Annotated in this window: 13 protein-coding genes; 9 read left to right on the forward strand and 4 right to left on the reverse strand. The window is 74.3% G+C overall.

The features are described 5' to 3' along the window. Window positions 1–102 precede the first annotated feature (102 nt). The 4 genes from AB0B76_RS39475 to AB0B76_RS39490 all read left to right on the forward strand — a co-directional run bounded on the left by AB0B76_RS39475 (window position 103) and on the right by AB0B76_RS39490 (window position 3,908). Window positions 103–690 carry a hypothetical protein gene (locus AB0B76_RS39475; protein WP_360385299.1) on the forward strand — a complete coding sequence of 196 codons (588 nt, stop codon included), beginning with the start codon at window positions 103–105 and terminating at the stop codon, window positions 688–690. 37 nt (window positions 691–727) lie between these two features. After that, the gene (locus tag AB0B76_RS39480; protein ID WP_360385301.1) at window positions 728–886 is read left to right on the forward strand and encodes a hypothetical protein; all 159 of its coding nucleotides are present in this window, start codon (window positions 728–730) and stop codon (window positions 884–886) included. A 296-nt stretch (window positions 887–1,182) separates the two neighbouring features. After that, a complete protein-coding gene (locus tag AB0B76_RS39485; RefSeq protein WP_360385303.1) occupies window positions 1,183–1,806 on the forward strand; it encodes a hypothetical protein in 624 nt (207 codons plus the stop codon). A gap of 68 nt (window positions 1,807–1,874) precedes the next feature. Then, window positions 1,875–3,908, forward strand: a complete 2,034-nt coding sequence (locus tag AB0B76_RS39490; RefSeq protein WP_360385304.1) for an NAD(+) synthase — start codon at window positions 1,875–1,877, stop codon at window positions 3,906–3,908. Window positions 3,909–4,197: 289 nt separating this feature from the next. On the opposite strand, the gene AB0B76_RS39495 is transcribed toward AB0B76_RS39490, so the two are convergent. Continuing rightward, complete coding sequence (locus AB0B76_RS39495) at window positions 4,198–4,536, reverse strand: nuclear transport factor 2 family protein (RefSeq protein WP_360385306.1); 339 nt, start codon at window positions 4,534–4,536, stop codon at window positions 4,198–4,200. A gap of 23 nt (window positions 4,537–4,559) precedes the next feature. Between AB0B76_RS39495 and AB0B76_RS39500 the strand changes: the two genes are divergently transcribed. Next, window positions 4,560–5,021, forward strand: coding sequence for a MarR family transcriptional regulator (locus AB0B76_RS39500; RefSeq protein WP_360385308.1), 462 nt, complete (start codon window positions 4,560–4,562; stop codon window positions 5,019–5,021). Window positions 5,022–5,085: 64 nt separating this feature from the next. On the opposite strand, the gene AB0B76_RS39505 is transcribed toward AB0B76_RS39500, so the two are convergent. Beyond that, window positions 5,086–5,622 (reverse strand): GNAT family protein, encoded by a 537-nt coding sequence (locus tag AB0B76_RS39505; protein ID WP_360385310.1) that lies wholly within the window; start codon window positions 5,620–5,622, stop codon window positions 5,086–5,088. Window positions 5,623–5,726: 104 nt separating this feature from the next. Between AB0B76_RS39505 and AB0B76_RS39510 the strand changes: the two genes are divergently transcribed. Continuing rightward, on the forward strand, window positions 5,727–7,538 hold the full coding sequence (locus AB0B76_RS39510; protein ID WP_360385312.1) for a hypothetical protein: 1,812 nt from the start codon (window positions 5,727–5,729) through the stop codon (window positions 7,536–7,538). A gap of 1 nt (window position 7,539) precedes the next feature. On the opposite strand, the gene AB0B76_RS39515 is transcribed toward AB0B76_RS39510, so the two are convergent. Continuing rightward, window positions 7,540–8,358, reverse strand: coding sequence for an SDR family NAD(P)-dependent oxidoreductase (locus tag AB0B76_RS39515; RefSeq protein ID WP_360385314.1), 819 nt, complete (start codon window positions 8,356–8,358; stop codon window positions 7,540–7,542). Between the two features lie 70 nt (window positions 8,359–8,428). Between AB0B76_RS39515 and AB0B76_RS39520 the strand changes: the two genes are divergently transcribed. Continuing rightward, window positions 8,429–9,385, forward strand: a complete 957-nt coding sequence (locus AB0B76_RS39520; RefSeq protein ID WP_360385316.1) for a LysR family transcriptional regulator — start codon at window positions 8,429–8,431, stop codon at window positions 9,383–9,385. A gap of 185 nt (window positions 9,386–9,570) precedes the next feature. On the opposite strand, the gene thrC is transcribed toward AB0B76_RS39520, so the two are convergent. Beyond that, complete coding sequence (gene thrC / locus AB0B76_RS39525) at window positions 9,571–10,620, reverse strand: threonine synthase (RefSeq protein WP_360385318.1); 1,050 nt, start codon at window positions 10,618–10,620, stop codon at window positions 9,571–9,573. 64 nt (window positions 10,621–10,684) lie between these two features. Here thrC and AB0B76_RS39530 point away from each other — a divergent pair, with 64 nt between their 5' ends. Both AB0B76_RS39530 and AB0B76_RS39535 read left to right on the forward strand, forming a co-directional pair. Further along, window positions 10,685–11,488 carry a MurR/RpiR family transcriptional regulator gene (locus AB0B76_RS39530; RefSeq protein WP_360385320.1) on the forward strand — a complete coding sequence of 268 codons (804 nt, stop codon included), beginning with the start codon at window positions 10,685–10,687 and terminating at the stop codon, window positions 11,486–11,488. 590 nt (window positions 11,489–12,078) lie between these two features. Further along, entirely contained in the window at window positions 12,079–12,759 is a 681-nt protein-coding gene (locus AB0B76_RS39535; RefSeq protein ID WP_360385322.1) for a protein phosphatase 2C domain-containing protein, read from the forward strand. Window positions 12,760–12,850: the final 91 nt, after the last annotated feature.

Raw genomic sequence — 12,850 nt, forward strand, 5'->3', positions numbered from 1 at the left:
CACTGGTCCTCCGGCCTGAGCCAGCGCGTCGCGATCGCGCATGGCGCGTTTGGCGGTCCGCGCTTCAATGGGTCAAACGGCCTATGTGGCGAGGTGACCGCCTTGCACGAAACCCTGCAACAGCTTCCAGCGCTGCTCGGCGTTGTGATCGGCGTGGTGACGACCTTCGCCCTGACCAGTATCGGGGAGCGCGCACGATGGCGGCGGAGTCAGGATGTGCGGTGGGATACGGCGCGGCTCGAGGCGTATGTCGGCTACGGCAACGCCGTGAAGCGCGTCGTGCACGTCGCCACCTGCCTGGCGGCTGCGCGCGGGCTGCCGCACTCGTCGGAGCCGGTGCCGCTGGAGCAGGGGCAACTCGAACTTGCGGCGGCGACCGCCGAGCGGACGGCGCGGTGGGAGTCGGTTCTGCTGCTCGGCCGTCCTGACACCATCGCGGCCGGGCGTGCGTGGCATCAGGCGGTGTGGCGGCTGGAGTTCTACGCGCGGGGGCTGCTGCGGGATCAGGACGGATGGGCCGACGCGCTCGATGACTTCGAGCGGATGCGCGAAGGGTTCTACCGGGCCGCGAGGAATGATCTCGGTGTCGGCGGCGAGGTGCTTACCACCTCGTGGCCGCCTCCGTGGTACGAGCGTCTCAGTGACGAGGAGCGGGCGTCTATCGCCGCTGCCACCGATCCGCGCCGCTGATGGGTGTGTCGGCATCCCGACTGGGGCTGTCACCCGGATGGATCAGAGTGAGCGGATGGAACCGGATCACTGGGCGCCCGACAGCCAGAGCAAGGCCGGCCCCGCCGTTGTCACGCTCGCGGTGCTGACGGCGGTCGCGTGGCTGGCGCTCGGCCTCGTTCGAGCGGTGCGTGAGTGTGGACGACCGGATGAGTGATTGCTGTCGTCGATCTCCCGGGTTGCGGCTAGCGTCGGCGTCGATACCTACAACGGGAGGAAGCGATGGCCTGGAGAGCCGCAAACTCGTTGCTGGTCCTCCACCGACAATTGCAAGCGGGCGCGCCGCGCGCCAAGCCGCCCGGGACCGGGGCCGATGAGTGGGGGCTGATCGGGGACGCGGCGCATGATCCGACGTCCGATCACACGCCGCACGACTTTCCCGGGTGGGGGAGTCAGATCGTCACCGCGGCGGACTTTCCCAACCGGCCCGATCTGGGGCTCGATGCTCATCAGGTGCTCGACGACATCCGGCGGTCGCGTGACGCGCGGGTCAAGTACGGCATCTCGAACGGGCAGATGTTCTCCAGCTACGCCGTCAGCGGGTACGGGGCCTGGACGTGGCGGCCGTACAACCCCAAGAACGGCGATCGGCACTTCACGCACGGCCATCTGTCCGTCGTCGGTGACGCGCGGGCGGACGGTACCCAACCCTGGCAGACGATCGGCGCGAATCCCGCCGAGGAGGATGACGACGACATGGGCGCTTCGTTCGGACCGATCAACATCGAGCGTGAGGGCGTTACCTCGCTGACCATCCCGCCGGTGCAGGGCGGTATCGCCGACCCGCGGCCGGCCTGGCTGAACTTCTGCAACGACACGGGCCAGGACTACGGGCTGCGCGTGTGGTTCACCCCGGGCAACGAGGACTACGCGCCGTTCCCGGGCACCAAGAACGGGCAGCTGCTGCTGCGCTCGGGGCAGCGCTGGGGCGTGGAGATCCCCGCGGGCACCTCCGGCCTGTCGATCCTGCGGCAGGCGATCGACGCCGACGGCAACGTGGTCTCGCCGACCGCCGAGTTCCGGGCGTACGGGGGCCACCTGACGTGCGCCATCGAGCGGGGCGCGGTCAAGCACTGAATCCAGGGCTCGGGCGGCGCGGGCGGGGACCCGCGCCGCCGCGGGGCCGGTTGGACCATGATGGGAACGTGAACTTCCGCTCGCTCTACGCCCACGGCTTCGCCCGGGTGGCCGCCTGCACGGGGCGGACCGCCATCGCCGACCCGCCCGCCAACGCCGACGCCATCCTGCGGCAGGCGAGGGAGTGCTCCGACGACGGTGTCGTCCTCGCGGTCTTCCCGGAGTTGGGGCTCAGCGGGTACAGCATCGAAGATCTTCTCTTGCAGGACGCCGTGCTCGACGGGGTCGAGGGCGCGCTCGACGAGGTCCGGAAAGGGTCCGCCGAGCTGCTGCCGGTGCTCGTCGTCGGGGCGCCGCTGCGCCACCGCGGGCGCGTCTACAACTGCGCGGTCGTCGTGCACCGCGGCCGCATCCTCGGCGTGGCGCCCAAGTCGTACCTGCCGAACTACCGCGAGTTCTACGAGGCCCGCCAGCTCACCCCGGGCGACGCCGAGCGCGGCTCGACGATCCGGATCGGCGGCGCCGACGTGCCGTTCGGGCCCGACCTGCTCTTCGCCGCCGACGACGTGCCCGGCTTCGTGCTGCACGTGGAGGTCTGCGAGGACATGTGGGTGCCGGTGCCGCCCAGCGCCGAGGCCGCGCTGGCCGGGGCGACGGTGCTCGCGAACCTGTCCGGCAGCCCGATCACCGTCGGCCGGGCCGAGGACCGCCGCCTGTTGTGCCGCTCGGCGTCGTCGCGCTGCCTGGCCGCGTACGTGTACGCCGCCGCCGGCCTCGGCGAGTCCTCGACCGACCTGTCGTGGGACGGCCAGACGATGATCTACGAGAACGGGGCGCTGCTCGCCGAGACCGAGCGCTTCCCCGACGGCGAGCGGCACTCGGTCGCCGACGTCGACCTCGACCTGCTGCGCCAGGAGCGGCAGCGGATGGGCACGTTCGACGACAACCGGCGTACCCACGACGCCCGGACGAGCACGTTCCGGCGCATCGCGTTCACGATCGACCCGCCGGCCACCGACCTCGGGCTGCGGCGTGTGATCGAGCGCTTCCCGTTCGTGCCCGCCGACGTCGAGCGGCTGGCGCTGGACTGCTACGAGGCGTACAACATCCAGGTCGCGGGCCTGCGCCAGCGCCTTGCCGCGATCGGCGAGCCGAAGATCGTCATCGGCGTGTCGGGCGGGCTGGACTCGACCCACGCGCTCATCGTGGCCGCCCGTGCGATGGACCGCGCCGGGCGCCCGCGCACGGACATCCTCGCGTACACCATGCCGGGCTTCGCCACTTCCGGCGGTACCAAGGACAATGCCTTTGCCTTGATGCGCGCCCTCGGCGTGAGCGTGCACGAGCTCGACATCACCCCGACCGCGCGGCTGATGCTGCAGGAGCTCGGCCACCCGTTCGCGGCGGGCGAACCGGTCTACGACGTGACGTTCGAGAACGTGCAGGCCGGGCTGCGGTACGACTACCTGTTCCGCATCGCCAACCACCGCGGCGGCATCGTGCTGGGCACCGGGGACCTCTCGGAGCTGGCGCTGGGCTGGTCGACGTACGGCGTCGGCGACCACATGAGCCACTACAACGTCAACGGCGGCGTGCCCAAGACCCTCATCCAGCACCTCATCCGCTGGGTGAGCAACAGCGGCCAGTTCGACGCCGAGGTCGGCAAGATCCTGGACGTGATCGTCGAGCAGGAGATCAGCCCGGAGCTGGTGCCGGGGGAGGAGCTGCAGTCCTCGGAGTCGAAGGTCGGCCCGTACGCGCTGCAGGACTTCACGCTGTTCCACGTGCTGCGGTACGGCATGCGGCCCTCCAAGATCGCCTTCCTGGCCTGGCACGCGTGGCGCGACGCCGGCGCCGGCGCGTGGCCGGTGCACTTCCCGGAGCACCGCCGCGCCGCCTACGACCTGCCGGCGATCCGCCACTGGCTGGACGTGTTCTGCAAGCGGTTCTTCGGCTTCGCCCAGTTCAAGCGCTCAGCGCTGCCGAACGGCCCGAAGGTCTCGGCCGGCGGCTCCCTGTCCCCGCGCGGCGATTGGCGGGCCCCTTCCGACGGCAACGCCAACGCGTGGCTGCGCGAGCTCGAGCGGTGGGACTTCGATTGAGTTGCTTCAGTTGTACCCGGAACGCCCGCTCCGATCTTCCGTTGCGCGAGCGGATCGGCGTCGACGAGCACTGGCGGGGTCGCGCACGCCTTCGACACCGGCGTCGAGGGCTGGCTGGTCCTCGTCCCGCGCCGGCACGTGCTCACGATCGCCGAGCTGACCGATGCCGAGACCGCCGGTCCCGGCGTGTGGCAGGTGCGGCTGTCGCGGGCCTGCACCCGGCCCCGGAGCTGAGGATCGCCCAGGCGCGCATCGACGAGGTGTCGGCGGCTCTGGCGGCGCGGCTGGGCTAGACCGCGGCCAGGGCTTCGTACAGCGAGTCGAAGCGGTGCGCGAGGGCCACCCGGCCGTCGCGCACCCGGAACAGCGTCGCGACCCGCGCGGGCGCGCCGCCGTCCCAGGTCGCCTCCTGCTCGACCACCAGGCCGTCCGGCCCGGCCGGGTGCCACGACACCGGCCGCAGCGCGATGCCCGACCGGGTGATCCACGCCGCGAAGTCGCCCGCCGGGACCGGCCCCGACCCGCGCGGCCCGGACACGTCGACGGGGTCGGTGACCGCGGCCCGGGCCGCGTCCGGGTCGCGCCGGTTGACGGCGTCGTGCCAGGCGTTTATCGCGTCCTCTACCATGAGGCCTACCGTATGCGTTTTGCATGCGGAGCGACAAGGGGGTGGGGTCCGTGGAGCCGGGCGGCGGGCGGGTGTTGTTCGCGTTCGTGCGGTTCTGGTCGCGCCGCTGGACCGGTGCCGACCCCGACCGCGGCCGGGACGTCATGGTGCTCGAGGCGGTCACCGCGCTGACCGGGCGCGGTGGCGGCCCGCCCTCGGTAAACGACGTGGCCCGCGAGCTCGGCCTCGACCAGTCCGGGGCGAGCCGGCTCGTCACCCGGGCCGAGCGGCTGGGGCTGCTGCGCCGCCGGGCCCCGCGCGAGGTCGGCGCCGCGACCGCCGTCACCGCCACCCCGGCCGGCGAGGACCTCCTCGCCGACGCGCACGCCTGGCAGGACGGGGTGCTGCGCGACCTGACCGCGGGCTGGCCCGACGGGGACGTGCGCACGCTGGTCACCCTCATGGGCCGGCTGGTCGACGCCCAGTCCCGGCCGGATCGACCCTGAACACGGCGGTGGTGGTCGGCTGGTTGACGCGCGACCCGGCGGCCCTGCACGGCATCCGGGCCGTCTACGTCGGGGGCGTGCTCGTGGGGTCGTCGCGCAGCAGCGAGTACAGGTAAAGGCTTCGCCACCGGCCCTCGCGGAACTGCGCCGAGCGGATCTCGCCCTCGCGGGTGAACCCGGCCTTCGTCAGCGCCCGCTGCTCGGCGACGTTCTCCACGTCCGTGTACGCCTCCACGCGTTCCTGCGGCGTCGTGGCGAACAGGTACGCCGCCAGCATCCGCTGCGCCACCGTGCCCGCGCCCCGGCCCCGGAACTCCGGCAGCAGCGAGATGCCGATGGTCCAGCAGCTCCAGATCGGCGTGCCGTAGGCGTGGCGCATCCAGACGACGTTGCCCGCGACCGAGCCGTCGAGCTGCACGATGAGGCTGCCGCCGTCGGGGCCGATGAGCCGGTTCTCCTCGAAGCGGCGCCGGGTGGCGACGATGTCGCGGTACCCCGACCAGTTGAACGCCCCGCCCGCCTCGGGGTCGTCGGCCTGCCGCTCCAGCAGCCACAGGTCGGCCGCCGTCACCGGCCGCAGCACCACCTCCGGCGTCTCCACGGCCAGCAGCGTACCGGTTGCATTGTGTCGAGAACCCGTCGCGGGCGGGCGTCCGGCCCCTCCGCTGGACGATGATGGGCGCGGGCAGAGGTTGGAGAACCGCAATGACGTCGGGTTCCGGCGCGCAGTGCTGCGTCGAGGCTGACATCGCATCCGAAACGGTCGCCGGGGGGCTGCACGCGCTGCACGCCGACGGGGACCTCCAGACCGCACGACGCTGCTTCGAGATCGCGTACGCGCGCGCCGAGGCGGCCGGGGACGTGCCCGGCATGGCCGAGGCCGTGCTCGGATCGGCGGGCGTGTGGGTGCACGAGCACCGCGTGGGCGCGGGGGCGGCCGTGCTGGAGCAGCGGCTGAGCCTGCTGCTCGGGCTGGTCGACCCGGAGGGGGTTCTGGCGGTACGCCTCCGGGCCCGCCTGGCCGCCGAGCGCGACTACCGCGAGGGCCGCAGCGACGCCGTCCTCGCCGCGCTCGAGGACGCCCGCGCGTGCGGCGACCCCGTCGCGCACGCCGAGGCGCTGAGCCTCGCGCACCATTGCCTGCTCGGCCCCGAGCAGGCCCAGCTCCGCCGGGAGATCGCCGTCGAGCTGCTGGCGGTCAGCCCTCGCACCGGCCGCCGCGGCGACCTGCTCATGGGCCTGCTGTGGTGCACCGCCGACCTGTTCCTCGACGGCGACCGGCACGCCGAGCGCCGCCTCGGCGAGCTGCGGGCCCTGCTCGACGAGCGCCCGCACCTCGCGGTGGGCTACGTCGCCGACGCGATCGACGTCATGCGCGAGATCCGCGCCGGGCGCTTCGCCGAGGCCGAACGCGCGGCCCACGCCTGCTACGAGCGGGGCGACCGGGCCGGCGACGCCGACGCGGCGGGCTGGTACGGCGCGCACCTCGTCGCCATCCGCTGGTACCAGGGCCGGCTGCGGGAGCTGCGCCCGATGCTCGACCGGATGGTGCACTCGCCGACGTTGTCCGCCGTGGACAACGCGTACTACGCGGTGCACGCGGTCGCCGCGGCCGAGGACGGCGACCTGCGCACCGCCGCGCACGCCGTGGCCCGGCTGCGCGGCCCGTCGCTCAAGGAGCTGCCGCGCTCGGGCAGCTGGCTGGTCACCATGCACGGCATCGCCGAGGCAGCCTGGCTCATCGACGACCCCGACCTGGCCGAGGAGGTCTACGAGCTGCTCCTTCCGCACGCCGAGCTCCCGGCGATGGTGAGTCTCGGGGTCGCGTGCTTCGGTTCGGTACACCACGCGCTGGGCATCGCCGCCTCCGTCTTCGGCCGCCGCGACCTCGCGCTGGAGCACCTGACCCGCGCGGTCGCGCACAACCGGGCGCTCGGGCACTGGCCGGCCGCCGAGGAGTCCCGGCGCGCCCTGGAGCGCCTCGGGCCGGCCCAGCCGTCGCGCGCGTCGTGCGTGCGGGAGCGGCAGCACTGGCGGCTGGCCTGGGGCTCGCGGTCGGTGCTCGTGGAGAACAGCGTCGGCCTGCTGCACCTGGCGGTCCTGCTGGCCAACGCGGGCACCGAGATCCCGGCGGTCGAGCTCGCGATGGGCGTCAACGGTCTCGCCCAGGCCGCGGGGGCGCGCACGTCACCGCAGGCGGTGCTCGACCAGGAGGCGATGCGGCGGTACCGCCTGCGCGTCGCCGACCTCCGCGCGGAGATGGAGTCCACATCGGACGCCCGTCGCGCGGAGGCGGCCCGGCGCGAGAGCGAGGCGCTGATGGCCGAGCTCGCGGGCAGCGTGGGGATCGGCGGCCGCAGCCGGCGCTTCGTCGACAACGCGGAGCGGGCGCGGGTCGCGGTGGGCAAGGCCATCCGGCGGGCGATCGCGCGCGTGGAGGAGTCGGACGCGGCCCTGGGCCGCCACCTGCGGGAGACGGTGCACACGGGGCGGCAGTGCTCGTACCGGCCGGTGTAGCTCACGGCTTCCAGGGCAGCGGCCGGCCGAAGCGGACCAGCTCGCCGTAGTGGCCCGGCTGGACCTGGCCCAGCGCCAGGTCCAGCAGGGCGACCGCGGCCTCGGCCGGGGCCGGGGCGGCGCTCACGTCCCACCACAGGCCCGACGTCGGGGTGTTGATCATGCCGGGGCAGACCGCGGCGACCAGGATGTCCCGCGCCGCGTCGGCCTGGCGGCGCTCGGAGGCCAGGGCGCGTACCGCGGACACCTGGGCGATCTTGGACGGGATGTTCACGAACCCCGGCCACGCCATCGCCCGGGCCCGGCCGTCCGCCACCTCGTCGCGCCAGGCCGCCGTCGCCTCGTCCACCTCGTCGAGGGTGGTCAGGCCGTCGAAGCGGCGGTGCAGGGACGGGGCCAGGTGGTGCAGCGTCCCGAGGGAGCTCGCCACGATCAGCAGGCGGCCGCCGTCGCGCAGCCGCGGGGCGAAGGCGCGCAGCAGGCGCGTCGTGCCGAAGTTGTTGACCTGCGTGTAGGTGCCGACGATCGCCCTCGGGTCGTCGTCCGGGCCGACCCGCATCACCGCGTTGCCGAAGACGATGTCGATGCCGCCGATCTCCGCGGCCACCTCCTCGGCGGCGGACGGGTCGGCGACGTCGAGCCGGCGGCCGACCACCCGGGCGCCGCCCTCCTCGGCGCAGGCGGCGGCCGCGGCCTCGATCCGGGCCTCGTCGCGGCCGGTCAGGTAGACGACGTCGGCGGGGGTCAGGCGGCGGGCCAGGCCGGCGGCGAGGGCCAGGCCGAGGCCCTGGGTCGCGCCGGTCACGAGAGCGATGGTCATGCCTCGACGCTAGAAGGCGCCGGGGTATGCGGCCAACGCGAGATACGCGCGTCTGGTATGCGTATCCGTCATGGGCATCGGGGATGCATCGCTCACCGGGATCCGCGTGTTCCGGGAGGTCGCCGCGCGCGGGTCGCTCTCGGCGGCGGCCGGCGCGCTCGGGTACACCCAGTCCGGCGTTTCCCGGCAGATCGCGGCCCTCGAGCGCGCGGTCGGGGCCAGGCTGCTCGAGCGGCGGCCCGACGGCGTCCGGCTCACCGCGGCCGGGCGGGTGGTCCTGCGCCGGGCCGTGGTCATGCTCGACGAGGCCGACGCCGTCGGGCGGGAGCTCGCCGGGCTCGCCGCGACCGGGGGGACCGTGCGGCTCGGGTGGTTCGCCAGCGCCGGGGCGGTGCTGGTGCCGGAGGCCCTGCGAATCCTGCGCGCGAGCGATCCCGGCGTCACCGTGGTCAGCCGGGAGGGGAGCACGCCGGTGCTCGTGCGGGGGCTGCGTGCCGGGACGATCGACCTCGCGCTGCTCGCGGCCGGGCCGCCGTTCCGGGCGCCCGACGCCGAGGACCCGCCGCTCGTGCTCGAGGTCCTCTCGGAGCGGCCGCTGCGGGTGGCGGTGCCGGCGGGGCATCCGCTCGCCGCGGCCGGCCACGTCGACGTGGAGGAGCTGCGCGGGCTGCGGTGGATCGCGGGGCAGTCGGCGGCCGGGGAGCGGCTCATGGGGGTGTGGCCGGGGCTCGGCGGGCGGCCGGTGATCGCGCACACCGCCCGGGACTGGCTCGCGAAGCTGCGGCTCGTCGCGGCCGGGCTGGGGGTCACGACCGTGCCGCCGTCGATGGCCGACGCGATGCCGGCCGGGGTGCGGCTCCTGGAGGTGCGCGGCGGCCCCCTCGAGCTGCGCCGGCTGCTCCTGGCCCGCCGCCCCGGCCGGCCCTCGGACGCGACCGGGCGGCTGGCCGAGGCGCTGCGTCAGGCGGCCAGGCCCGGTGAGCGCGCCACGTCGGGCACGGCCGGGTCCGCGGACGCCGTCGGGTAGCGCGGTGCGCGGTGCCGCGTCCGGGCGGTTGGCCGGGGCGCTGCGTCGGGCGCCTCTCGGCCGCTCGCCGGGGCGCTGCGTCGGGCGGCTCTCGGCCGCTCGCTGAGGTGCTGCGTCGGGCGGCTTCCGGCGGCCGGCCGGGGCGCTGCGTCGGGCGGCTGCCGGCCGCTCGCTGAGGTGCTGGGTCAGGCGGCCAGGCCCAGGGAGCGTGCCACGTCGGGCACGGTCGGGTCCGCGGACGTCGTCGAGTAGTCGGCGCGCAGGGCCGCGTCGGGGTCCTTGAGGCCGTTGCCCGTCAGGGTGACCACGACGCGGGAGCCGGGGGACAGGCGGCCCGCGCGGTGCTGGGCCAGCAGGCCCGCCACCGCGGCCGCGGACGACGGCTCCGCGAAGACGCCGTCGTGGGAGCCCAGCTCGCGGTACGCCGCGAAGATCTCGGCATCGGGGACCGCCGCGATCAGGCCGCCCGACTCGTCGCGGGCCGCGATCGCGGGCGCCCAGGTGGCGGGGGAACCGACGCGGATCGCCGTGGCGTCGGTGCGCGGGGCGGGCACCGGGGCGCCGTGCACGAGCGGCGCGGCGCCCGCGGCCTGGAAGCCCCAGATGCGGGGGCGGCCGCGGTCGTAGGCGACGTACCCCTGCCACGTCGCGGTGATGTTGCCGCCGTTGCCGACCGGCAGGCAGTGGATGTCGGGGGCGGCGCCGAGAGCGTCCACGATCTCGTAGGCGACGGTGCGCTGCCCGGCCAGGCGCAGCTCGTTGCCGACCGAGTTGACCAGCGCCACGCCGGGCGACGTGGCCAGGGCGCGGGCGATGCGCAGGCAGTCGTCGAAGGTGCCGCCGATCTCGACGATCCGGGCGCCGTACCGCGCCGCCTGCGCGAGCTTCCCGCGCGCGACCCCGGAGGCCGGCACCAGCACGGCCGAGGCGATCCCGCCCCGCGCCGCGTAGGCGGCCGCCGACGCGCTCGTGTTGCCCGTCGACGCGCACAGGACGACCTCGGCGCCCGCCTCCACGGCGCGGCTGACCGCCACCGTCATGCCGCGGTCCTTGAACGATCCGGTGGGGTTCGCGCCCTCGACCTTGAGCCATACCTCGCAGCCGGTGCGGCCGGAGAGGTGCCGGGAGTACAGCAGCGGGGTGTTGCCCTCGTGCAGGGAGACGGCCGGGGTGCCGGGGTGCACCGGCAGCCGGGGCCGGTAGTCGCTGTCGATCAGTCCGCGCCAGGGAGCCATGGCGGCGACCATAACATTCGTCACGCCGTTGCTGGAATCAGATTATGGGCGTTACATTTGTACCGTGGATCTCGAGGCGCGGCTCGGAGCCGTCTACGCCGACCTGCCCCCGGGCGAGCGGGCCATCGCGCGCGCCATCCTCGACGACTACCCGTACGCCGCGCTCGGCTCCCTGCGCGCGCTCGCCCAGCGGGCCGGGGTCAGCCCGCCGACCGTCTCCCGGCTCGTCGGGCGGATCGGCTTCCCGACGTACGCGGACTTCCAGGAGGCCGTGCGCGGCGCCGACCGGTCCCGGCTGCGCACGTTCGTCACCGAGCCCGCCGACCTCGACGCGGCCGCCCGCACCCTGCGCGCCGGCCTCGACGGCTGCCTCGCCGCGGTACCGGAGCCGCTGCTGGAGACCGTCGCCGAACGGCTGGCCGGGGCCGGCGCCGTGTGGGCGCTCGGCGGGCGGCTCAGCGAGCTGGCCGCGGAGTACCTCGTCCGGCAGCTCGCCAGCCTCCGCCCCGGCGTGCGCCACGTGCCCGGCCCCGCGCCCGAGCGCGCCCGGGTGCTGCTCGACCTCGGCCCGGCGGATCTGCTGGTGGCGTACGACTTCCGGCGGTACTCCCCGGACAATGCCCGCTTCGTGCGCGCGGCCGCCGGCCGCGGGGCCCGCCTCGTCCTCGTCACCGACGCCTGGGAGTCGCCGCTGGCCCCGCTGGCCGACGTGCTCGTACGGCTGCCGCGGGAGGCGTCCGGCCCGATCGACCCGATGACGCTCGAGGTCGCGGTCACCGAGCTCATCCTGGTGACGGTGGCCAACCGGCTCGGGCCGGCGGGGCGGCTCGCCGAGCTCGAGGAGCTGACCCGGGATCTCTCCCGTTAGCCGACCTCGTTAGCCGACCTCTTTTGCTGACAAATCGGACTTTCTGCTCAAGCTGGGGTCGTCCCGGTCGATGGGGACCGTGTGCACCATGAGGCGGCCGGACCGCTGGGCGCGCCGCTCCTGGCCAAGTTCGATCTTGCCGCCACCTTCGCCGGGGAGCGGCCCGGATTCACGTATCGGAACGAGATCGCCGGCCATCCGCCGTTCCGGCGCAACCGGGTCGCAGCCGGTTCGTCGCCCCCGGTAATCTCAGCGGTTTGAGGGAGCGAGCAACGGGAATGGCCGACCACCGCGCGGACCAGCCCACCGGCGTATCGACCGGCGGGCCGGTGACGCTGACGAGTCCGGCGTCGCGGTCGCCCGCAGCGGCCGGTGCCTGGTTCTTGTCCGACTCGTTGGAACGACCGGACCCGGGCCGTCCCCTGGCCCGTGCGGCCGTGGTCGCCCGGCTGCTTGCACTGCTCGCGCAGCCGGTGGGAGTGTGATGACCTCCGGGCAGGCCCCGGTGTCCGGTCGTTCCGCCGATGGTGCGATCTTGGCAGCAGTGGGATCTTGATGGCGTTGTGGGATTCGAAGGCGGTGGAGGGCTGATGGCGACTATCCGGGCCGGTGCGGCGACCGACGTCGGGAAGGTCCGCCGCCGCAACGAGGACAGCGCGCTCGTCGGCGAGTGCATCTTCGCCGTGGCCGACGGCATGGGCGGCCACGCGGCCGGCGACGTGGCGAGCCGCCTGGCGGTCGCGGCCCTGCAGCGCCTCGACGGCGTGGCGGGCCCGGGCCCGCTGGACATCCGCGACGAGATCGTCCAGGCCAACGCCGACATCCTGGCCGCGGCGGTCGCCGACCCGGCCCAGGGCGGCATGGGCACCACGGCGGCCGGCCTCTGCCTGGGCAAGGTCGAGGGCGACGAGTGCTGGATCGTGTTCAACGTCGGCGACTCGCGCGTGTACCGTTTCGCGGCCGGCGCCCTGGACCAGCTCACGATCGACCACGTGGCCCCCGAGGCCGTGACGATGCGCCGAGGCGTGATCACCCGCGCCCTGGGCACCGACCCGGGCCCGCGCCCGGACCTGTGGGTGCGCACGGCCGAGGCGGGCGAGCGCTTCCTGGTCTGCTCCGACGGCCTGTCGCTGGAGCTGACCGACGAGGAGATCGCCGCGGTCCTGACCGCGTGCGAGGACCCGCAGGCGGCGGCGGACGAGCTGGTACGCCGCGCCGTAATGGCCGGCGGCCGGGACAACGTCACCGTGGTCGTGGTCGACAACCTCTAGTAGTGCTTTGTTAGGTGCGGCGTGTCGTGGGGTCGCTGGGTGGGTGCGGGTAGTTTCATGTGTCGGTGACCCCTGATGAGCTTTCGGTTGT

It is taken from the genome of Dactylosporangium sp. NPDC049140 (assembly GCF_040648435.1).

Excerpts from the sequence above, each read along its gene's own strand:
- AB0B76_RS39480 (WP_360385301.1), top strand. The coding sequence starts at position 728 with ATGGATCAGAGTGAGCGGATGGAACCGGATCACTGGGCGCCCGACAGC.
- AB0B76_RS39495 (WP_360385306.1), bottom strand. The coding sequence starts at position 4,536 with ATGGTAGAGGACGCGATAAACGCCTGGCACGACGCCGTCAACCGGCGC.
- AB0B76_RS39500 (WP_360385308.1), top strand. The coding sequence starts at position 4,560 with ATGCGGAGCGACAAGGGGGTGGGGTCCGTGGAGCCGGGCGGCGGGCGG.
- AB0B76_RS39510 (WP_360385312.1), top strand. The coding sequence starts at position 5,727 with ATGACGTCGGGTTCCGGCGCGCAGTGCTGCGTCGAGGCTGACATCGCA.
- AB0B76_RS39515 (WP_360385314.1), bottom strand. The coding sequence starts at position 8,358 with ATGACCATCGCTCTCGTGACCGGCGCGACCCAGGGCCTCGGCCTGGCC.
- AB0B76_RS39520 (WP_360385316.1), top strand. The coding sequence starts at position 8,429 with ATGGGCATCGGGGATGCATCGCTCACCGGGATCCGCGTGTTCCGGGAG.
- thrC (WP_360385318.1), bottom strand. The coding sequence starts at position 10,620 with ATGGCTCCCTGGCGCGGACTGATCGACAGCGACTACCGGCCCCGGCTG.
- AB0B76_RS39535 (WP_360385322.1), top strand. The coding sequence starts at position 12,079 with ATGGCGACTATCCGGGCCGGTGCGGCGACCGACGTCGGGAAGGTCCGC.